The organism is Streptomyces sp. NPDC048507, from assembly GCF_043199995.1.
Lineage (GTDB): Bacteria > Actinomycetota > Actinomycetes > Streptomycetales > Streptomycetaceae > Streptomyces.
Genome location: NZ_JBICWZ010000006.1, coordinates 417,409 through 438,118 on the forward strand (window position 1 = coordinate 417,409; position 20,710 = coordinate 438,118).

The following is a 20,710-nucleotide window of genomic DNA, read 5'->3' on the forward strand; positions in this document are numbered from 1 at the left end:
CCCCGCCGGGCCGGGGAGCCTCCCCCGGACCCGGCGGCCGGGGCGGTCAGGCCCGGTGGACCACCTCGCCCGCGACCACCACCGTCTCGGCGACCGTGCCCGGGATCGCCTCCGGGGCGACGCGCAGGATGTCGCGGGACAGGACCACGAAGTCGGCCGCCTTGCCGACGGTGAGGGAGCCGCGCTCCGCCTCCAGGAAGTTGGCGTAGGCGGAGCCCATCGTGTAGCCGTGCACCGCCGTGGCCACGTCCACCGTCTCCTCCGGCTGCCAGGCCTCGCCCCTGTCCAGGGAACGGCGGGTCACCGCCGTGTAGATGCCGATCATCGGGTCCATCTCGGCGACGTTCCAGTCGCTGGAGAAGGCCAGCACCGCGTCCGCCTCGTGCAGGCTCCGCATGGGCCAGGCCTTGTGCCAGCGCTCCTCCCCCACGTTCTCGGCCCAGTCCTGCCCGGGGCCCGCGATCTCGGGCGCGCAGTGCCGCGGCTGCATGCAGGCGACGACGCCCAGCTCGGCGAAGCGCGGCACGTCCTGCGGGTCCAGGCACTCCACGTGCACCACCTGGTGGCGGGCGTCGCGCGGGCCGTTGACCGCGCGGGCGTGCTCGACGGCGTCCAGGACGGTCCGGATCCCCCGGTCCCCGGTGGCGTGCACGAAGCACTGGAAGCCCCGCGCGTCCAGCCCGGCCAGCAGCTCCGCGAACTCCTCGGCCGGGTAGAAGGTCTCGCCCCGGTGGTGGCCGCAGCCGGCGTACGGCTCCAGCAGCGCGGCCGTGCGCGGCTCGACCACGTCGTCGATGTAGAGCTTGAGCGGGCCGACCCGCAGCCGGTCCCCGGCGTACGCGCGGGCGGCGTCGGCGAAGGCGTCGAGGTCCTCGGGGCCGGTGCCGCGCGGGTGGAACAGGGCCGCGACGATCCGCGAGCGCAGCCGGCCCTCGGTGCGGGCCCGTTCGTACAGTGCGAGGTCGTCGAGGGAGTTCTGCGGCTCGACGACGGTGGTGATGCCGAAGCCGATCGCGTCGTCGAGGCTCCTGGCGAGCCGCCCGTACTGCCGGTCGGTCGAGGCCCACGGCACGCCCAGCTCGCGCAGGGCGCGGTACCCGTCGCGGGAGAGCCCCTTGATCGCGAAGTCCTTGACGAAGCCGGTCGGCTCGCCCGTCAGCGGGTCCACGGCGGCGGTGCCGAACGGCAGGTCGGTGTGGTCCCGGGTGATGCCCAGCCGGCGCAGGGCGGCCGTGTTGAGCCAGGCCGTGTGGACGTCGTACGAGAGCACGAAGGCGGGGACGTCGCCGGTGACCGGGTCCAGGTCGGCGGCGGTGGGCATCCGGCCGCCCGGGATCGCGGAGTAGTCGAAGGCCTCGGCTTCGATCCACTCGGCGTCGGGGTGCTCCGCGAGCCAGACCCAGATCCGCTCCTGGACGGCCTCCAGGGTGCGCACCCCGGCGAGCTGGACGCAGTCCGCGTCGGAGCCGAGCCGGACGTGGTTGTGGGCGTCGACGAACCCGGGCAGGACGAGCCGGCCGCCCGCGTCGATCCGCTCGGTGTCCGGTCCGGCCCAGGCGGCCGCTTCGGCGTCCGGGCCGAGCCAGGCGATCACCCCGTCGCGGACGGCGAGGGCCTCGGCCTCGGGCAGCAGCGGGTCCACGGTGTGGATCCGGGCGCCGGTGAGCAGCAGGTCGGCGGGGAGGGGGCGGGACATGGGGGCTCCAGGGTGTGCGTGGCGGTACGGGTGGGAGGTCAGGCGGCGGGGGCGTACGCCGGGAGGCGGCGGCGGGCGAGGGCCCAGTAGACGAGCCCGGAGACCACCGAGCCGAGGAGGGTGAGGTCGGCGCCGCCGAGGGGGGCCACGAGCGGTCCGGTCCACAGCTCGGAGTCGCAGGTCAGCGCGGCGAAGAGCAGGCCGGCCAGGAGGGCGGCCATCCCGGCGGGGTGGTAGCCGGAGCGGTACCAGTAGGCGCCGCCCTCACGGTCGTGCAGGGCGTCGGCGTCGTAGCGGCAGCGGCGCATCAGCATGTCGGCGAGGAAGACCCCGCCCCAGGGGGCGAACACGATGATCAGGAGGGAGAGGAAGGACAGCAGGGAGGTGGTGAAGTCGGTCAGGAAGAGCGCGGCGAGCGAGCCCGCGGCGGTGACGGCGGCGCTGACGGCGAGGGCGCGGGCGCGGCTCCACGGGATGCCGAGGACCTGGAGGTTCAGGCTGGAGGAGTAGAGGGTGATGATCGAGTTGGTGACGGAGCCGCCGAGCACCAGGAAGAGGAACAGCGGCCGGAACCAGCCCGGCAGCAGGCCCTCGGCCCCGGCGACGGCGTCGGTCATGTCGGTCTGGGTGGCGGCGGCCACCCCGGCGACGCCGAGGGCCACGGAGGAGACGATCCCGCCGAGCGCGCCGGTCCAGGTGATCGACTTCAGCGTGGTGGTGCGCGGCAGGTAGCGGGTGTAGTCGGCGGGCATCGGCAGGTACGAGAAGGGCCCCGCGAGCATCACGACGAAGGCCAGGCTCCAGCCGGAGAGCCCGGGCGCGGCGGCCGGGGCGGAGGTGTCGGCGCCGGGCAGGACGAAGACGAGCAGCGCGCCGAAGCCGGCGGCGAGCACGTACGCGGCCCAGCGCTCGGCGAACTGCACGGTGGCGTGGCCCCACAGGGTGACGGCGAAGGTCAGGGCGAGGGTGACGGCGAGCGCGAGGGCCCGGGCGAAGGTGCCGGAGGCCAGCCCGGTCTCGGCGAGCAGCAGTTCCAGCGCCAGGGTGCCGACGACGGTGTTGACGATGGTGTAGCCGATGCTCACCACCCAGTTCAGGACGCCGGCGGGCCAGTTCCCGCGGACCCCGAAGGCGGCGCGGGAGATGACGAGGGTGGCGGTGCCGGTGCGGATGCCGCTGAGCCCGGCGGCGCTGATCGCGAAGAAGGACAGGGCGCTGAGCACGACCACGGCGGTGGCCTGCCAGAAGGAGAGTCCGAAGGCGACGGCGAGGGCGCCGTTGATCACGTAGGTGAAGGTGAGGTTGGAGCCGAACCAGAGCCAGAACAGGTCCTTGGCGCTGCCGTGGCGTTCGGCGTCGGGAATGGGGTCGATCCCGTGGGTCTCGACCCGGAACACCTCGTCGACGTCGGCTGTCTCCTGCTGCCCCATGGCGGACCCCTGACTCTGGCTGCAAACCTTGAATGACGTTCTAGGTTCTTGAATGGCATTCAAGATGCGTTGCCGTGCGGGGCCACGTCAAGACCCTGTCCGGGATAAGGTCGGGCGAGGCAAGATCGGGAAGGCGGGACCGGTGGCGGGAGCGGCACGGCGGCGCGACGGGCGGATCGCCCAGGAGCGGATGCTCGAAGAGGCCATGGCGGCGATCGCCGAGAACGGGCTCGCGACGCTCACGATGTCGGCGCTGGCGGAGCGGCTCGGCACCAGCGGCGGCCACATCCTGTACTACTTCGGCAGCAAGGACCGCCTGCTGCTGGAGGCCCTGCGCTGGAGCGAGGAGCAGCTCGCCGTCGAACGCCGGGCGCTGCTCGGGCGCAGGCTGGCCGCGCCCCGCAAGCTCGCCCTGTACCTGGAGCTGTACCTTCCCGAGGGGCCGCGGGACCCGCGCTGGACGCTGTGGATCGAGCTGTGGGCCCGTACGGCCTCCAACGAGCCGCTCAAGGCGGCCCAGGAGGAGATCGACGAGGGCTGGCAGCGGGATCTGGAGGTCCTCCTCGCCAAGGGCGTGGAGCAGGGCCGGTTCGCACCCGTGGACGTGCCCGCACGGGCCTCGGAGCTGCTCGCGCTGCTGGACGGGCTGAGCACCCGGGTGGTCCTCGGCCAGCGCGGCGCGGACCGGGCGCAGGCGCTGGAGCGGGCCCGCTCGGCGGCGGCCCTGCTGGTCCCGGCCCCCCTCCGGGTCCCGCAGGCGTAGGCCCTCGCGCGGGGCTCCGCACGCGCGAACGCCCCGCCCCGCCCCGGTGGCCGGGGCGGGGCGGGGCGGACGGCGGGGCCGCGCCGTGCGGGGGTCAGCTCGCCGGGGCGCCCTCCGGGTTCCCGTAGTACGCCTGGCGCATCAGCCGCCGCATGTCGTCGATCATCGGCATCCGCGGGTTGGCGGGGGCGCACTGGTCGGCGTAGGCGTTCATGGCCTGGGTGGGCAGCGCCTCGATGAAGGCGGCCTCGTCCACGCCCTCCTCGGCGAAGGAGGCGGGGATCCCGCACTTGGTGCGCAGTTCCTCCACGGCCCGGGCGTAGGACTCGACGCCCTCGGCGGCGGTGGCGGCCGGCAGGCCCAGCATCCGGGCGATCTCCTGGAAGCGCTCCGGGGCCCGGTAGACCTCGGCCTTCGGCCACGGGGTGGCCTTGTGCGAGACGGTGCCGTTGTGCCGGATCACGTGCGGCAGCAGGATCGCGTTGGTCCGGCCGTGGGCGACCTTGAAGGTGTTGCCCAGGGTGTGCGCCATGGCGTGCACCAGGCCCAGGAAGGCGTTGGCGAAGGCCATGCCCGCGACGGTCGAGGCGTTGTGCATCTTCTCGCGGGCCTCGGGGTCGTTCGGCCCGTCGACGACGCACCGCTGGAGGTTCTCGAAGATCAGCTTGATCGCCTGGAGGCAGAGGCCGTCCGTGTAGTCGTTGGAGTACGCGGACACGTACGCCTCGGTGGCGTGGGTCAGGGCGTCGAAGCCGGAGTCGGCGGTCACCGTGGGCGGCAGCCCCATCGGCAGGACCGGGTCGACGATGGCGACGTCCGGGGTCAGCGCGTAGTCGGCGAGCGGGTACTTCTGGGCCGCGGCCGGGTCGGAGATGACGGCGAAGGGGGTGACCTCGGATCCGGTGCCGGAGGTGGTCGGGATCGCGACCATCTTGGCCTTCCCGCCCAGCGAGGGGAAGGTGTAGGCGCGCTTGCGGACGTCGAAGAACTTCTCCTTCGTGTCGGCGAACTCCACCTCCGGGTGCTCGTACATGAGCCACATGATCTTCGCGGCGTCCATCGGGGAGCCGCCGCCGAGGCCGATGATCGTGTCCGGGCGGAAGTCCCGCATCAGCGCGGCGCCGGCCCGCACGGTGGCCAGCTCCGGGTTGGGCTCGACGTCGTCGATGACCTGGACGGCGACGGGGCCCGGGCGGGAGTTGAGGATGTCGGTGACCTTCTGCACGAAGCCGAGGGCGACCATCGTCTTGTCGGTGACGATCGAGACGCGGCCGATGCCCTCCATCTCGCCGAGGTAGCGGATGGAGTTGCGCTCGAAGTAGATCTTCGGCGGGACCTTGAACCACTGCATGTTGGTGTTGCGCCGTCCGATCCGCTTGACGTTGATCAGGTTGACCGCGGTGACGTTGTTCGACACCGAGTTGTGGCCGTAGGAGCCGCAGCCCAGGGTGAGGGAGGGCAGGAAGGCGTTGTAGACGTCGCCGATGCCGCCGAAGGTGGAGGGCGAGTTGGCGATGACGCGGACCGCCTTGACCCGCTTGCCGAACTCCTCGACGAGGGCGTCGTCCTCGGCGTGCACGGCGGCGCTGTGCCCCAGGCCGTGGAACTCGACCATCGCGGCGGACAGTTCGAGGCCGTGCTCGGTGTCGGAGGCCTTCAGGGCGGCCAGCACCGGGGAGAGCTTCTCGCGGGTCAGCGGCTCGCCCTCGCCCACCTCGGCGCACTCGGCGAGCAGCAGGGACGTGCCCTCGGGGACGGTGAAGCCGGCCTGTTCGGCGATCCACTGCGGGGACTTGCCGACGACCGCCGGGTTCAGCCTGGCCCCGGCGCAGTCGTTGGCGTAGGCCGTCGTCCCGAAGACGAACTCCTCCAGCTTGGTCTTCTCCGCGGCGGTGACCACGTGGGCGCCGAGCCGCTCGAACTCGGCCAGGCCCGCCTCGTAGATCTCGGCGTCGAGGATGACCGCCTGCTCGGAGGCGCAGATCATGCCGTTGTCGAAGGCCTTGGAGAGCACGATGTCGTGGACCGCGCGGGCGAGCTTCGCGCTCTTGTGGACGTACGCGGGGACGTTGCCCGCGCCGACGCCGAGCGCCGGCTTCCCGCACGAGTAGGCGGCCCGGACCATGGCGTTGCCGCCGGTGGCCAGGATGGTGGAGACGCCCGGGTGGTTCATCAGGGCGCCGGTGGCCTCCATGGAGGGCTGCTCGACCCACTGGACGCAGTTCTCGGGGGCCCCGGCCGCCACGGCGGCGTCGCGCACGGTGCGGGCGGCCTCGGCCGAGCAGTGCTGTGCGGAGGGGTGGAAGGCGAAGACGATCGGGTTGCGGGTCTTCAGGGCGATCAGGGCCTTGAAGATGGTCGTCGAGGTGGGGTTGGTGACCGGGGTCATCGCGCAGATCACGCCGACGGGTTCGGCGATCTCGGTGATGCCGTTCAGCTCGTCGCGGCGGATGACGCCCGCGGTCTTCAGCCCGCGCATCGAGTTCACGACGTGCTCGCAGGCGAAGAGGTTCTTCACGGCCTTGTCCTCGAAGAGGCCGCGGCCCGTCTCCTCGACGGCCAGCCGGGCCAGTTCGCCGTGCCGGGCCAGCGCCGCCAGGGAGGCCTTCTTGACGATGTGGTCGACCTGCTCCTGGTTGAACGACTCGAACCGGCCGAGCGCGTCGAGCGCCCCCTGGACCAGTGTGTCGACCATCTCGTTGGCCTGCATGGCGGGAACTCCTTCATTTCGAACCCGGCCCGGCCCGGAGGCCGGCGTGGAACCCGTTTTCCTGATGACTCAATTCGACACCCAAAAGCGGAAGCGGCGGCGCCGAGAAAGCCCTTTCCCGCCGGGTCGAACGGCCCTTCGACCTCCTCCACACCTCGCCGATCACCGATCTGACCTGGGCACATGACGGGGGACCAAAGACCCCTGTGCGCTTGTGAAAACTTTCACAAGAATTTCCCCACGGATGCGGCCTACCGCATTCCCCGGCCGGGGAGCACAATCACCCTGACTGCCCGCGCCGGACGTGAGGGGGGAGCGCGTGCGCAAAGAAGTCCGCACCGCGGACGGACGCGCCCTGATGGCGGAGCGCTGGGGCGACCCGGACGGCAAACCCGTCTTCCTGCTCCACGGCACCCCCGGCAGCCGGCTGGGCCCGGCCCCCCGGGGCATGGTCCTCTACCAGCGGCGCGTGCAGCTCATCGCCTACGACCGGCCCGGCTACGGCGGCTCCGACCGCCACCCGGGCCGCACCGTCGCCGACGTGGCCCAGGAGGTGGCCGCCGTCGCCGACGCCCTCGGCCTGGACACCTTCGCGGTGGCCGGGCGCTCCGGCGGCGGCCCCGGCGCCCTGGCCTGCGCGGCCCTGCTGCCGCACCGGGTCACCCGCACGGCGGCCCTGGTCCCGCTCGCGCCGCGGGACGCGGAGGACCTGGACTGGTTCGCCGGCATGGCCGCCTCGAACGTGCAGGAGTACACCACCGCCTCCGACGACCCCGAGGAGCTGGCGGCCCGGCTCATCCCGCGCGCCGCCGGGATCCGGCGGGACCCCGGACGGCTGCTGGACGAGCTGCGCCGGGAACTCACCGACAACGACCGCATGATCGTCTCGGACGCCGGCCTGCGGGCGATGCTGCTGCGCAACTACCGCGAGGGGGTGCGCACCTCGGCGTGGGGGTGGATCGACGACGCCCTCGCCTTCAGCAGCCCCTGGGGCTTCGACCCCGCCGACATCCGCAGCCCGGTGCTGATCTGGCACGGGGAGCTGGACGTGTTCTCCCCGGTGGGCCACGCCCGCTGGCTGGGCCGGCGCATCCCCGGCGCGACCACCACCATCGACCCGGCCGCCGCGCACTTCGCGGCGCTGCGCGCGCTGCCCGACGTACTCACCTGGCTCCTGCGCGAACTCCCGTCCCCACCCCTGGGCGCCCAGCAGCCCGCCTGAAGGCAGGCCGTTTCGCGGCTGCCCGCATCCGAGTCCGCGGGAGACGGTTCCCAGGCCATCCCCCTCAGCGCTTCTCCGGCCGCCTCCACGACTCGCGGCCAGTGCGGGGAGGCGACGTAGGAGGAGTCAGGTGCGTCGCCCAGCTCGTCGATCAGCGGGTCGAGCAGGTCCGCGAGCGTACGCAGTGCCCGTGCCTCGTCCTCGTCCCGGAGCACCTCCCCCACGGTCGACTCCGGATCTTCCAGGACGCGGGTGTCGTCGTACAGGACGTTCACCACCAGGGTCAGGTCACCCGAGGCGTCCCCTTCTTCCGGAGCGCCGGCCAGCCACACCCGCTGCTGGTGCCCGGGGCTCGCCAGGGCGCGCAGCATCGCCACGACGTGAAGGCGGACTTCGGGGAACTCGACTCCGTCACCGCTCACTGCGGGGCCGGAGGTCTTCGAGCACCGCGCGGATCGCGTGCCGGGCGTTGCGGGCCATCGCCTCGTTGCGGCCGCGGTGGTCGGCCAGCGCGATCAGCGCCTGCGAGAGGGTCCGGGCCCGGCCCCGGGCCCAGGTGGCGTCGTCCGCGCCGACCGCCTCGCGGAAGACCTCCCGGGCGCCGGCGGGCAGCAGGTTCCACGCCGGGAAGAGGTCGCAGGCCGGGTCCCCGGTGCCCGCGCACCCGAAGTCGATCACCGCCGTGAGGCGGCCGTCCCCGACGAGCAGGTTGCCCGGCATCAGGTCGGCGTGCAGCCACACGGGCGGCCCGTCCCAGGCCGGGGCCCGCAGGGCCTCCTCCCACACGGCGCTCACCGCGTCGCAGTCGACGCCCTCCTGCGGGATCGCGCGCAGGGCCCCGATCGCGGCCCGCGTCCCGGCGTCCTGCAGGGCCGGCGGGCCGCCCCGGTGGGCCGCCGGGGCCCCGGGCAGCGCGGCCTCCCGCATCGCCCGGACGAAGGCGCCGAGGTCGGCGGCCAGCGCCCCGGGCGCGGGCGGTGCCCCCTCCCGGGGGTTGTCCCCCGGCATCCACCGGTACACCGACCAGGCCCACGGGTACCCTTCGGCCGGCTCCCCGGCGCCGAGCACCTCCGGGACGGCCACGGGCAGCAGGGGGGCGAGCCGGGGCAGCCAGTACCGCTCCCGGGGCACGTCCTCGGCCCCGCCGCGCGTCATCGGCAGCCGTACGGTCATGTCCGGGCCCAGCCGGTACACGTGGTTGACCGTGCCGCCGGAGGGGAACCGCGTGACCTCCAGCCCCGCCCAGCCGGGGAACTGCCCGGCGACCAGGCGCCGTACGAGGTCCTCGTCGACGGCCGGGCGGCCCGGGTGCGTGCGTACGGTGTCCATGACCGTCATCCGACCGGCCGCGCCACCCGGAGTCAACCGCGTTTGCACCGGCGGCCGGTTCCGCCGGGGCGGGCCCACGACCTGCGCCGACGTGCGGGACGGAGCCGCCGGCGGCGCCCCCCGCGAAATTGGATCTTGCCGTCCGGCAAACGGCCGAATACGGCGTCTTGAGAATTGCGCCACGCTTTCTATAGAACGCTTGACCAAGCGTCATGCCTCGGTTGCCAATGGGGTGTGGACGAGTAAAGTCCACGCTTGACGGCAGCAACGCGCTGGTGTCATTCCCGCCCATTTCACATGGCCTCCCCGAGGACGGTGTCGTGAACACTTCCGCAACCCCCCCGACCAGCACGGTCAAGAACCGCCGGGTTCCGCTCGCGCAGATCGACGTCCGCAGTGCTTCGGCCGCGGCGGCCCTCGGCCGAGTGCTCCCCTCGGAATCCCGCCGTCACGTTCAGGCACCGATCTTCAACTCTGCGCTCTGATGGCGAAGTACGCGCTCTAGACTGGTGGAATGACCGGCCTGATCGCATTCCGCGAGATCGTCCTCAAGGTTCACAGCAGATGCGATCTCGCTTGTGATCATTGCTACGTCTACGAACACGCAGATCAGAGCTGGCGAGCCCGGCCGAAAGTGATCTCCCCCGGGGTCGTTTCCCAGACCGCGTCGCGGCTCGCCGAACATGCCCGTGACCATGCACTCCCCTCCGTCACGGTGATCCTCCACGGGGGGGAACCCCTGTTGGCGGGCACCGCCCGACTACGGCTCGTGTGCGAGGAGTTCACCCGCGCGCTCGCCGGCACCGCGGACCTCGACCTGCGGATCCACACCAACGGCCTGCAGCTCAGCCGCCGTTACCTTGACCTCTTCGCCGAATACGGCGTCCGGGTGGGGATCTCCCTCGACGGGGACCGCGCGGCCAACGACCGCCACCGGCGCTTCGCGGACGGCCGCACGAGCCACCCCCTGGTACTCGCCGCCGTGGCCCTGCTCCGCTCGGCGCCCTACCGTCACCTCTACCAGGGCCTGCTGTGCACCGTGGACGTGGCCAACGACCCCGTCGCCGTCCTGGACGCGCTGGTCGAACTGGAGCCCCCGCGGGTGGACTTCCTGCTCCCCCACGCGACCTGGCAGACCCCGCCCGCCCGGCCCGACGGCGTCCCCGACGCCTACGCCCGCTGGCTGCTGCGGGTCTTCGACCGGTGGGAGCGGCTGGAGCGGCCGGTCCCCGTACGGCTCTTCGAGTCCCTGCAGTCGACCCTGGGCGGCGGACCCAGCCTGACGGAGTCCCTCGGGCTCGCGCCGACCGACCTCGTGGTGGTGGAGACCGACGGGACGCTGGAGCAGGCCGACTCCCTCAAAAGCGCCTTCGAGGGGGCCGCCGCCACCGGCTTCAACGTCTTCGACCACGCCTTCGACCTCGTCGCGGCCCACCCCGGGGTCCGGGCCCGGCAGCTGGGCCTGGCGGGCGTCAGCGGCACGTGCCGGCGGTGCCCGGTCGTACGTTCGTGCGGGGGCGGGCTCTACACCCACCGGTACGCCGGGCACAACGGCTTCGACAACCCCTCCGTGTACTGCTCCGACCTGCGCGAACTGGTCGACGGGGTGGAGGGCCGCACCGCCGCCCGGCACACCGCCCCCGAACTGGCCGACCCGGACGCGCTCGCCCGCTCCCACGAGGAACTGACCCGGGTCCTGCTGGCCCGGCTGCACACCGACCTCGCGGGGGACCCCGGCTGGGCGCGGTCCTGGGAGCTGCTGGCCGCGGTGGAGGGGGCCGGGGAGGCGGGCGCGGACGCGCTGGACCGCGTACTGGACCACCCGTTCACCCGGACCTGGGTGCTGGAGGCCCTGGAGGCCCTGCGGGAGGGGCGGGCGGACCGGCCCGGCGCCGTGCGCAGGCTGGCCGCGCTGACGGCCGCCGCGGTGCTGCGGGGCGGGCTGGAGCTGCCGGCCGAGGTGGCCTACCGGGACGGCGAGGTGTACCTGCCGACGCTGGGGCTGCTGCGGCTCGGGGAGCCCGGTACGCAGGGCCGGGCCGTGCTGCGCCACACCGGCGCGGGGTACGCCGTCCGGGACGGGCGCGCCGAGCACCGCTTCGGGCCGGACGCGGGGGACGCGCGCTGGCTGCCCGTACGGAGCTGGTCGCCCGGGCCGGACGCGGACCCGGTGGCGCTGGAGGACCTGGACCCGTACCGCAACTGCTTCGCCCGCCCGCCCCGGCTGCGGCTCGGCGCCGCGGAGGCCGAGGAGTGGCGCGGCCGGCTGGACGCGGCGTGGGCGCTGCTGCACCGCACGGTCCCGGTGTTCGCGCGGGCGGCCGCCGCCGGGCTGAGCACGCTGACCCCGCTGGCCGGCGGACCGCGGGCCGGGGGCCGGGGCGAGGCCGGACGGCACGCTCCCGGCGCGCTCGGGGTGCCGTACGCCGCCGGGGTACGGGAGACCGCGCTGGCCCTGCTGACCGGCCGGCGGCGGGCGCGGCTGCGGGCACTGACCGAGGTGACCGACCTGTACGCCCTGGACGGGGCCTGGCAGCACCCCTCGCCGTGGCGCACCGGCCCGGTCCCGGTGTCGCGGCTGCTGGCCGACGTGCACGAGCGGGTCGCGGTGGAGGCGTACCGGCGGGCCACCGCCCCGCACGAGGCCGACGGGGCGGACCTCATCCACCGCGCCCTGGACCGGCTGTCGGGGGCGGCCGAGCTGACGGTGACCGGCAAGCGCCTGGTGGAGGAGCTGCGCTGGGAACTGAAGGCGGCGTACGCGTGACCACCCCCGCCCCCGGCCCCGACGGCCCGGCGCCGCCCCCGCGCACGCGGTCGTTACCGGACCGCCCCGCCGGGGCCCTCGCGCTGGCGGTGCAGCTGCGCCTGCTCGGCGTGCGGCCCCGGCAGCGGCTGCTGGTGCACAGCGCCCTCGGCGGGACGGGGCTGCGCGCGGAGACGCTGCGCGACGCCCTGCGGGGGGTGCTGGGCCCCCGGGGCACGCTGGTGGTCCCGGCGTTCACCACGGCGAACTCCCTGACCTCCACCTCGCACCTGGCCCGGATCGCGGGCCTGGGCGAGCGGGAGGTCGAGGAGTTCCGCGCCCGGATGCCCGCCTTCGACCCGGCGCGCACCCCGAGCCAGGACATGGGCGTCCTGGCGGAGACGGTCCGCAGGACTCCGGGGGCGGCCCGCAGCGCGCATCCGCAGACCTCTTTCGCGGCGATCGGGGCGGACGCCCACCGGCTGTGCGCGCAGCACCGGATGGAATGCCATCTGGGCGAGGACTCTCCGCTGGGAAAGATGTGCTGGGAGGGGGGACAGGTACTCATGATCAATGTGGGATTTTCGGCGTGTACCGCCTTCCATCTTGCGGAGTATCGAATTCCGAAGCCCCCCTTGCGCATGTACGACTGTGTGGTGAAGGTGAACCTTCCGGGGGGTCCGCGAGGGGGAGGGCAAGAGGGGGTCTGGACCTCGTACGAGGACGTCAGGCTGAACGACGGGGATTTCGAGGAGATCGGCGGGGCATTTCCCGCGTCCCGGCTGCGCCGGGGGCGGGTGGGAGGCGTGCCCGCGGTGCTCTTCTCGATTCCGGACGCCGTCGATCACGCTCTTGGCTGGATGACCGAAAACAGACGCTGATTGACTGAACGATGAGGGGATGTGGCGAAGCAGCTCCGGAATGATGTTTCTTCGCTCGCATCTTCGGGACGGGGGTCGTGTGCCCGCATCAGTGCAGCCGTACTTTTTTCTCAGTTATGCGCATACACCGAGGTTCGGGCCGGGAGGACCCGATCCCGACATGTGGGTGGAACGCCTGTTCCGCGACCTCTGCAACCACATCATGGCGCTGACGGACCTGCCCGCCGGATCCGAAGCCGGCTTCATGGACCGGGAGATACGCAGCGGCGAGGGCTGGTCGGAGCGGCTCGGAGCGGCGCTCGCCACCTGCCGCGTCTTCGTCCCCCTGTTCTCGCCGCGCTACTTCGCCAGCGAGATGTGCGGCAAGGAGTGGTTCGCCTTCGCACAGCGCGCCATCCAGCACGGCGCGGTCCGGGAGGGCGACCAGCGGGCCGAGGCCATCGTCCCCGCCCTGTGGGTGCCGGTGCCGCCCGCGCAACTCCCGGGCCCGGCCGAGCGGTTGCAGTTCAACCACAACACCTTCGGCGAGCGCTACGTCACCGACGGACTGTACGGGCTGATCAAACTCCGCGGCTACGCCGAACAGTACGAGCAGGCCGTCTACGAACTGGCCCGGCGGATCGTCAAGGTCGCCGAGACGGTCCGGCTGGACCCCGTCCGCCCGCTCGACTACCGGCTGGTGCCCAGCGCCTTCGGCCCCGCGGGCGGCCGGCAGCCGGGCGGCCCCGCCGCGGGCCCGGCCCGCACCCTGCACGTGACCGTCGCCGCCGCCTCCCGGCACGACCTGCCGGAGGGCCGCAGCCCCGAGTACTACGGGGAGAGCGCCCTGGAGTGGAACCCGTACCACCCCGTCGCCCAGCGGCCCGTCGCCTACGTGGCCGAGGACCTCGTCAAGAACCTCAACTACCGGACCACGATGTCCTCCTTCGACGACGAGGCGGGCCACTTCGACAGCAAACAGCCGCCCACCCGGCCGGAGATCCTCATCGTCGACCGCTGGGCGGTGCAGGACGAGCAGCGCCGCCAGCGGCTGGCCGCCTTCGACCAGGAGCACCGCCCGTGGATCAACGTGGTCGTGCCGTGGAACCGCTACGACCACCAGAGCCGGGCCAGGGAGGCCGAGCTGGCACGGCTGCTGGAGGAGACCCTGCCGGTCAAGATGAGCCAGGGCCGCGCCGCCTGCCGGGCCGCCGCCAACGGGGTGGCCAGCATGGAGACCCTCGGGCAGATCCTGCCGCAGGTGGTCGAGGCCGCCGCCCAGCAGTTCCTCAGACACGCGCAGGTGTACCTGCCGGCCGGGAGCACCCACACCGAACGACCGCGGCTGCTGGGACCGATGGGGATGGGCGGGCCGCCCCTGCCGCCCCCCGCCCCGTTCCCGGGGTTCGACACGGACGACGACAGCACCGACACCGACCGGGGGGACGCGGATGACAGCGAGTCGTGACAATCGTGACGGACGCATCGTCACCTTCTATTCGTACAAGGGCGGCACCGGCCGCACGATGGCGCTGGCCAACACCGCCTGGATCCTCGCCGCCAACGGCAAGCGGGTCCTCGCCGTGGACTGGGACCTGGAGGCCCCCGGCCTGCACCGCTTCTTCCACCCCTTCCTCGACCCCTCCACGCTCGGGGCCACCACCGGCGTCATCGACCTCATCAGCGAGTACGCCTGGGCGGCCACCAGCCCGGTGCAGCGCGCCGACGACTGGCACAAGGACTACGCCCGCATCCAGCCGCACGCCGTCTCCCTCACCCCGGAGAACCTCGGCTGGGAGTTCCCCGACGGCGGCACCCTCGACTTCGTCTCGGCGGGCCGGCAGAACCGCGAGTACTCCGCGACGGTGTCCACCTTCGACTGGGACAACTTCTACGACCGGCTCGGCGGCGGCCTCTTCTTCGACGCCCTGCGGGCCGACATGAAGCGCAACTACGACTACGTCCTGATCGACAGCCGCACCGGCCTCTCCGACATCGCCGACATCTGCACCGTCCACCTCCCCGACGTCCTGGTCGACTGCTTCACCCTCTCCGACCAGTCCATCGACGGCGCCGCCTCCGTCGCCCGGCAGATCGACGAGCGGTTCAACGACCGCGGCATCACGATCTACCCGGTGCCGATGCGCATAGACGAGGGCGAGAAGGAGAAGGCGGACGCGGGCCGCGCACTGGCCCGGATCAAGTTCGACCGCTTCCCCAGCGGCCTGGTCGGCGACGCACTCACCTCCTACTGGGGCGCGGTGGAGATCCCCTACCGTCCCTACTACGCCTACGAGGAGACCCTGGCCACCTTCGGCGACGAGGCCGGACTGACCAACTCCCTGCTCTCCGCCTTCGAACGGCTCACCACCGTGGTCACCGGGGGCGAGGTCACCTCCATGCCGGCCATCGGCGAGGAGGTCCGGCTGCGCGTCAGGGACGCCTTCACCCGGCGCCGCCCGGCCCTGCCCGCCGACCTGTTCCTCTCCTACGTCGCCGAGAACCGGATGTGGGCCGACTGGATCGAATCCGTCCTCACCCGGGCCGGCTTCCGGGTCGTCCCCCGCGACGTCTCCGCCGAACGCGCCCCCGCCGCGGGCTCCGGGGACACCCTGGGCGCGGGCATCAGCGTCGACACCGCGGCCCGGACCGTCGTGCTGCTCTCCAGCGCCTACCTGAAGTCGGCCCGGGCCGTGGACGTCTGGAACCGGGCCGCCGCCGAGGACCCGACCGGGGGCCGCCGCCAGCTGGTGCCGCTGCGGGTGGGCGACGTACGCCTGGCCACGCCCTACATCGACCGCAACCCGGTGGACCTGTTCCGCCTCGACGAGGTGCACGCCACCACCGCCCTGCTGCGCGCCGTGGAACGCCCGATGGCCCTGCCGGACGGCGCCGCCGGCGCCGCCGCGCCCGGCCCGCGCTTCCCGGGGACGGTGCCGAGGATCTGGAACGCGCCGAACCGCAACCCCGGCTTCACCGGGCGCAGCATCGTCCTGGAGCGGATGCGCGACCAGCTCGGCGGCGGCATGGCGGTGGTGCTGCCGCAGCCGCAGACCCTCTACGGGCTGGGCGGCGTCGGCAAGACGCAGGTGGCGCAGGAGTACGTGCACCGGTTCATGGCCGACTACGACCTGGTGTGGTGGATCTCCTCCGAGCAGATCGGCGACGTGCGGGCATCCCTGGCGGAGCTGGCCGTGCAGCTGGGCGCGCAGGCCGGCGAGGACATCGAAGCCGCCTCCAAGGAAGCGATCGACCTGCTGCGGCGCGGGGTCCCGACCTCCCGGTGGCTGCTGGTCTTCGACAACGCCGACGACCCCGAGACGCTGCGGCAGTTCTTCCCGTCGGGCGGCCCGGGGCACGTGCTGGTCACCTCCCGCAACCAGTCCTGGTCGCAGTTCGGGGACGCGCTGCCGGTGGACGTGTTCCTGCGCGAGGAGTCCGTCGAGCACCTCCAGCGCCGGGCCCCGGGGCTGACCAAGGAGGACGCCGAGCAGGTGGCCGTCGCGGTGGGCGACCTGCCGCTCGCGGTCGAGCAGGCGGGCGCGTGGATCGCGGAGTCGGCCATGCCGGTGTCGGCGTACCTGGAGCGGCTGTCCCAGGAGGCCGACCGGGTGCTGGGCCTGAACCGTCCGCTGGGGTACCCGAAGCCGGTGGCCGCCACCTGGAACGTGTCGATCGAGCGGCTGCAGTCCCGCTCCCCCGCCGCGGTGCGGCTGCTCCAGCTGTGCGCCTTCTTCGCGCCGGAGCCGATCTCGGCGAACCTGCTCTACAGCAAGGAGATGATCGACGCGCTCAAGCCGTACGACCCCTCGCTCCAGGAGAAGCTGGTGCTGGGCCGGGTGATCCGGGAGATCGGCCGGTTCGCGATGGCCAAGGTGGACCAGGTCAGCAACAGCATCCAGGTGCACCGGCTGGTGCAGGCGGTGATCCGGGCGCAGCTGACGGAGGAGGAGCAGCGCGAGGCCCGGCACGCGGTGCACCGGATCCTGGCGGGTGCCCGGCCCGATGACGACGAGCCGATAGACAACCCCGCGACCTGGCCGCGGTTCAACACGATCTGGCCGCACCTGAGCCCGTCGGAGGCCCGGTTCTGCAAGGAGCCGGAGACCCGCCGGCTGCTCATCGACCGGGTCCGCTACCTGTGGAAGCGCGGCGACTTCAAGGCGGCGTCCGAGCTGGGCGAGGAGCTGCGCGAGGCCTGGAAGGAGACCCTCGGCAACGACGACCTGCAGTACCTGTACCTGCGCTTCCACCTCTCCAACATCCTGCGCTCGCAGGGCCGGTTCGTGGAGGCCAAGGAACTGGACGAGGTCACCCTGGAGCGGCAGACCACGGCGCTCGGCCCCTCGCACCCGCACACGTACATGACCACCAGCGGCCTGGCGATGGACCTGGGCGCGCTGGGCCGGTACGGGGAGGCGATGAGGCTGGCGACGGCGGCGCACGAGGGCTTCGGGCAGATCTTCCACGAGGCGCACCCGCGCACCCTGGCCGCCGCGAACAACCTGGCGCTGAACCTGCGCATGGTCGGACAGTACGCGCGGGCCCGGGAGATCGACCAGGAGGTCTTCGACCGGCGCACCGAGGTGCTGGGCCCGGACCACCCGTACACCCTGTCCTCGGCACAGAACCTCGCCCGGGACCTGCGCGAGGTGGGCCGGTACGACGATTCGGTGCAGCTGCTGAGCCGGACGTACGAGCTCTACAAGGAGACGCTGGGCCGGGCCTTCCCGGGCACGCTGGCGGCGGCGAAGAACCTGGCGGTCTCGCTGCGCCGGGCCGGGGAACTGGAGGACGCCCTGCGGCTGACGACGGCGACCCGCAACCGGTACCGGGCCAAGTACACCGCGGTCAATCCGGACCTGCTGGCCTGCGAGCTGAACCTGGCCTCGGACCTGTTCGCGACGGGCGATCCGGGCGGGGCCCGGGACCTGGCGCAGGAGGTGGTGGACGAGTACATGAAGGTGCCGGGCGAGAAGCACCCGTACACGCTGGCCGCGGTGAACAACCTGGCGGTCTTCCACTGGGGCACGGGTGCCCCGGAGACGGCCGAGCCGATGCTGCGCCAGACGATCCGCAGCATGCGCGAGGTGCTGGGCGACAACCACCCGCACACGGTGTTCGCGCACCTGAACCTGGCCAACGCCCGGGCCGACCTCGGTGATCCGGAGGGTGCGCTGGAGCTGGAGCGGGTCGCGGTGACGCGGCTGCGCGAGGCCCTGGGGGCGCACCACCCGGAGACCCTGGCGAGCGCGTCGAACATGGCGGTCAGCCTGGACATGCTGGGCCGCAAGGAGGAGGCGGCGCGGGTGCGGGCGGAGACGGTGGCGGAGCTGACGCGCCTCCTCGGGGAGGACCACGGTCTGACCCGGTACGCCCGGGACGAGCGGCGGGTCCACCGGGACCTGGAGCCGCTCGCGGTGTGATCCGACGGAGGGCGGCGGGGCCCCGCGTCCGCGGGGTTCCCGCCGCCCGCCACCCGACATCAGGGGGGCGCTGTGAACGACAGCACGACCTTTCGCAACGAGGACCTGCCGGCCCTCTTCCACCACACCGACCGGGCGGCGATCTCCCGGCAGCGGGAGTCCACCCAGGCGACGCGCGCCCAGCTGCTGCTGCTGGTCGCCGCCGCGGGGGCCGCCGCCCTGCCGTCCGGGCCCGCCGTGGGCACGCTGCACGTGTTCGGGGCGATCAGCGCGCTGGCCTACGCGGGCGTGCTGGCCGTGGGCGTCCGGGCGACCCGGCGCCGGGCCCGGCCGCAGTGGCAGCTCAACCGCAGCGCGGCGGAGTTCATCAAGTCCCTGGCGTGGCGGTACGCCGTGCACGGGGCGCCGTTCGGCAGCGAGGTGGCCGGGGCGCGGGAGGCGTACGGGGCGCGGCTGGAGAAGGGACTGGCCGAGCTGCGCAAGATGGGCTGGCGGGACCCCCGGGCCGAGGGCCTGGTGCCGGAGGGCGCGGAGGTCACCGGCGCGATGCAGCGGCTGCGCGGGCTCCCGTACGCGGTGCGCCGGGAGACGTACGTACGGGACCGGCTGATCGAGCAGCGCAACTGGTACCAGCGCAAGACGGAGGGTTCGCGGCGGGCGACGGCGCTGTGGGCGTGGACGATCGTGCTCCTGACCTGTCTGGCGCTGCTGTTCGCGCTGGCCGGGGCGTTCGGCGGGGGGACGGGGCCGGTTCCGGCGGGGCTGCTCAGCGCGGCCGCGGCGGCGGCCATCGCCTGGAACGAGGTGCGGCGCCACCATCCGCTGATCGAGGCGCACACCCTGATCGAGCAGGACCTGTCGGCGATGATGGTGGTGATGCAGACGACGATCACCGAGGAGCAGTGGCCCTCCGCGGTGTACGAGACGGAGCGGTACGTGTCCCCGCAGCACACGGACTGGCTGGCCCGGCACAGCAGTTGAGCCGGTGGGGGCGGGGCGGGGCGGCGCGGCCGCGGGTCAGTCGCGGGTCACGCCTTCGGCCCACAGGACGGTGACGGGTTTGCCGAGGGCGCGGGCGTAGGCGACGATCTCGGCGGTGCCGCCGTGCCCGCGGGCGGGGAGGCCGTCCCAGACGGCGACGAGCCGGTCGCAGGAGTCGGCGATGTAGGTGCCGGCGGCGTAGTAGGCCTCGTCGGTGGAGCGCGCGAAGGCCATCCGGACCTCCTGGGTGGCCCGGTCGCGCAGCCGCCGGTAGCGGGCGAGGGCGCCGGGGTCCTCGAAGGTGTCCTCGTAGTCCCCGCTGGGGATCACGACGGTGAGGTCGGCGCCGCATTCCAGGGCGATGGCGGCGAAGAGCTGGTCGGCGCCGTCCGCGAGGCTGGAGAGGGCTTCCAGGGGCCCCTGCCGGCCGTCCAGCGCGGACCGCAGGCCGTCCCGGACGGGGCCCAGCGCCTCGACGGGGATCGACCGGTGGCCGGTCACTCCGATGCGCTTCATGTGGCGACCTGCATGCGGAACCCCGCCTCCCCCGTGGACCCGGTTGCCTGGACATCCTCCCAGAAGGCGGGAGGACGTCCAGGGGGCCTGCGGGGGCGTGCGGGTCAGTAGACGCTGACCCCGTAGGCGTTCAGCGCTTCGACGACGGGCTGGAAGTAGGTGGTGCCGCCCGAGGAGCAGTTGCCGCTGCCGCCCGAGGTGAGGCCGACGGCGCGGGTGCCCGAGTAGAGGGGGCCCCCGCTGTCGCCGGGTTCGGCGCAGACGTTGGTCTTGATCATGCCGTAGACGACGTCGCCGCCGCCGTAGTTGACGGTGGCGTTGAGGCCGGTGACGGTGCCGCCGTGGATGCCGGTGGTGGAGCCCCGGCGGGTGACGGACATGCCGTTGGTGGCGTTGACGGCGCTGGTGATGTCCTGGCTGCCGACGGTGCCCGGCGGGACCGGGGTGTTGCTCGCGTACTTGATCAGGCCGTAGTCATTGGTGGGGAAGCTGGATCCGGTGGTGGTTCCGACGACGGTGGTGTGGGAGGAGTTGGTCCACCAGGTGCCCGCGCCGTCGGTGCAGTGTCCGGCGGTCAGGACGTAATAGGTGCTGCCGCTGCGGACGTTGAAGCCGAGCGAGCAGCGCCAGCTGCTGGCGTAGATGGCGTCGCCGCCGGAGAGCAGCTTGCGCAGCGTGCCGGGGGTGCGTTCGATGCGCAGGGCACCGGCGTCCGCTCCGGCCTCGCGGCGGATCCGGGCGAGGTCGGCGGCGGTGACCGTGGAGTCGGCGGTGACCACGAGGGTGCCCGTGGCGGGGTCGGTCTGCCAGGCCGTGCCCGCGACGTCGGCGCGCAGGACGGAGGCCCCGGCGGCGGCGAGGCGGTCGGCGGTGAAGCCGGTGTCGGCGGCGTCCGCACTGGCGGCGGTGGGCGCGGCGATCCCGGCGACGGCGGCCAGGCCGGCGGCCACGGCGAGCAGCCGGACCCGGTTGGTCTTCTTGTTCCTCACTTCACGTCCTCCCGGAAGGGGGTCGGGGGCCCGGCAGGGGTG

General features: G+C 73.1%; 14 protein-coding genes. 8 read left to right on the plus strand and 6 right to left on the minus strand.

Going from position 1 to position 20,710, the window contains the following annotated elements; genetic code table 11:
• Positions 1-46: 46 nt before the first annotated feature.
• Complete coding sequence (locus ACGFXC_RS19890) at positions 47-1,696, minus strand: amidohydrolase (RefSeq protein WP_393714462.1); 1,650 nt, start codon at positions 1,694-1,696, stop codon at positions 47-49.
• A 38-nt stretch (positions 1,697-1,734) separates the two neighbouring features.
• On the minus strand, positions 1,735-3,126 hold the full coding sequence (locus ACGFXC_RS19895; RefSeq protein ID WP_393714464.1) for a purine-cytosine permease family protein: 1,392 nt from the start codon (positions 3,124-3,126) through the stop codon (positions 1,735-1,737).
• Positions 3,127-3,268: 142 nt separating this feature from the next.
• Here ACGFXC_RS19895 and ACGFXC_RS19900 point away from each other — a divergent pair, with 142 nt between their 5' ends.
• Positions 3,269-3,889 (plus strand): TetR/AcrR family transcriptional regulator, encoded by a 621-nt coding sequence (locus ACGFXC_RS19900; RefSeq protein ID WP_393714466.1) that lies wholly within the window; start codon positions 3,269-3,271, stop codon positions 3,887-3,889.
• Between the two features lie 94 nt (positions 3,890-3,983).
• Here ACGFXC_RS19900 and adhE read toward each other — a convergent pair whose 3' ends face one another.
• The gene (adhE, locus tag ACGFXC_RS19905) at positions 3,984-6,599 is read right to left on the minus strand and encodes a bifunctional acetaldehyde-CoA/alcohol dehydrogenase (RefSeq protein ID WP_393714468.1); all 2,616 of its coding nucleotides are present in this window, start codon (positions 6,597-6,599) and stop codon (positions 3,984-3,986) included.
• Positions 6,600-6,957: 358 nt separating this feature from the next.
• Here adhE and ACGFXC_RS19910 point away from each other — a divergent pair, with 358 nt between their 5' ends.
• Positions 6,958-7,821, plus strand: a complete 864-nt coding sequence (locus ACGFXC_RS19910; protein WP_393714603.1) for an alpha/beta fold hydrolase — start codon at positions 6,958-6,960, stop codon at positions 7,819-7,821.
• A 411-nt stretch (positions 7,822-8,232) separates the two neighbouring features.
• Here ACGFXC_RS19910 and ACGFXC_RS19915 read toward each other — a convergent pair whose 3' ends face one another.
• Positions 8,233-9,150 (minus strand): aminoglycoside phosphotransferase family protein, encoded by a 918-nt coding sequence (locus ACGFXC_RS19915; protein WP_393714470.1) that lies wholly within the window; start codon positions 9,148-9,150, stop codon positions 8,233-8,235.
• Between the two features lie 227 nt (positions 9,151-9,377).
• Between ACGFXC_RS19915 and fxsA the strand changes: the two genes are divergently transcribed.
• The 6 genes from fxsA to ACGFXC_RS19945 all read left to right on the plus strand — a co-directional run bounded on the left by fxsA (position 9,378) and on the right by ACGFXC_RS19945 (position 19,163).
• A complete protein-coding gene (gene fxsA / locus ACGFXC_RS19920; protein WP_393714605.1) occupies positions 9,378-9,635 on the plus strand; it encodes an FxSxx-COOH cyclophane-containing RiPP peptide in 258 nt (85 codons plus the stop codon).
• Positions 9,636-9,664: 29 nt separating this feature from the next.
• Positions 9,665-11,917 (plus strand): radical SAM/SPASM protein FxsBH, inactivated beta-hydroxylase extension form, encoded by a 2,253-nt coding sequence (fxsBH, locus tag ACGFXC_RS19925; protein ID WP_393714472.1) that lies wholly within the window; start codon positions 9,665-9,667, stop codon positions 11,915-11,917.
• Complete coding sequence (locus ACGFXC_RS19930; RefSeq protein ID WP_393714474.1) at positions 11,914-12,777, plus strand: aminoglycoside N(3)-acetyltransferase; 864 nt, start codon at positions 11,914-11,916, stop codon at positions 12,775-12,777. Before fxsBH ends, ACGFXC_RS19930 begins: the two co-directional genes overlap by 4 nt.
• Positions 12,778-12,820: 43 nt before the next feature.
• Positions 12,821-14,224, plus strand: coding sequence for a TIR-like protein FxsC (locus tag ACGFXC_RS19935; protein ID WP_393714607.1), 1,404 nt, complete (start codon positions 12,821-12,823; stop codon positions 14,222-14,224).
• The gene (fxsT, locus tag ACGFXC_RS19940) at positions 14,208-18,182 is read left to right on the plus strand and encodes an FxSxx-COOH system tetratricopeptide repeat protein (RefSeq protein ID WP_393714476.1); all 3,975 of its coding nucleotides are present in this window, start codon (positions 14,208-14,210) and stop codon (positions 18,180-18,182) included. The genes ACGFXC_RS19935 and fxsT overlap by 17 nt, the downstream gene beginning before the upstream one ends.
• A 72-nt stretch (positions 18,183-18,254) precedes the next feature.
• The gene (locus ACGFXC_RS19945) at positions 18,255-19,163 is read left to right on the plus strand and encodes a DUF4231 domain-containing protein (RefSeq protein ID WP_393714478.1); all 909 of its coding nucleotides are present in this window, start codon (positions 18,255-18,257) and stop codon (positions 19,161-19,163) included.
• Positions 19,164-19,199: 36 nt separating this feature from the next.
• Here the strand turns inward: ACGFXC_RS19945 and ACGFXC_RS19950 are convergent, their stop codons facing one another.
• Positions 19,200-19,679, minus strand: coding sequence for a hypothetical protein (locus ACGFXC_RS19950; RefSeq protein WP_393714480.1), 480 nt, complete (start codon positions 19,677-19,679; stop codon positions 19,200-19,202).
• A gap of 104 nt (positions 19,680-19,783) precedes the next feature.
• On the minus strand, positions 19,784-20,668 hold the full coding sequence (locus ACGFXC_RS19955; protein ID WP_393714482.1) for a S1 family peptidase: 885 nt from the start codon (positions 20,666-20,668) through the stop codon (positions 19,784-19,786).
• Positions 20,669-20,710 lie beyond the last annotated feature (42 nt).

Coding starts and splice junctions, on each gene's coding strand:
- ACGFXC_RS19890 (WP_393714462.1), bottom strand. CDS start 1,696: ATGTCCCGCCCCCTCCCCGCCGACCTGCTGCTCACCGGCGCCCGGATC.
- ACGFXC_RS19895 (WP_393714464.1), bottom strand. CDS start 3,126: ATGGGGCAGCAGGAGACAGCCGACGTCGACGAGGTGTTCCGGGTCGAG.
- adhE (WP_393714468.1), bottom strand. CDS start 6,599: ATGCAGGCCAACGAGATGGTCGACACACTGGTCCAGGGGGCGCTCGAC.
- ACGFXC_RS19910 (WP_393714603.1), top strand. CDS start 6,958: ATGGCGGAGCGCTGGGGCGACCCGGACGGCAAACCCGTCTTCCTGCTC.
- ACGFXC_RS19915 (WP_393714470.1), bottom strand. CDS start 9,150: ATGGACACCGTACGCACGCACCCGGGCCGCCCGGCCGTCGACGAGGAC.
- fxsA (WP_393714605.1), top strand. CDS start 9,378: ATGGGGTGTGGACGAGTAAAGTCCACGCTTGACGGCAGCAACGCGCTG.
- fxsBH (WP_393714472.1), top strand. CDS start 9,665: ATGACCGGCCTGATCGCATTCCGCGAGATCGTCCTCAAGGTTCACAGC.
- ACGFXC_RS19935 (WP_393714607.1), top strand. CDS start 12,821: ATGTTTCTTCGCTCGCATCTTCGGGACGGGGGTCGTGTGCCCGCATCA.
- fxsT (WP_393714476.1), top strand. CDS start 14,208: ATGACAGCGAGTCGTGACAATCGTGACGGACGCATCGTCACCTTCTAT.
- ACGFXC_RS19950 (WP_393714480.1), bottom strand. CDS start 19,679: ATGAAGCGCATCGGAGTGACCGGCCACCGGTCGATCCCCGTCGAGGCG.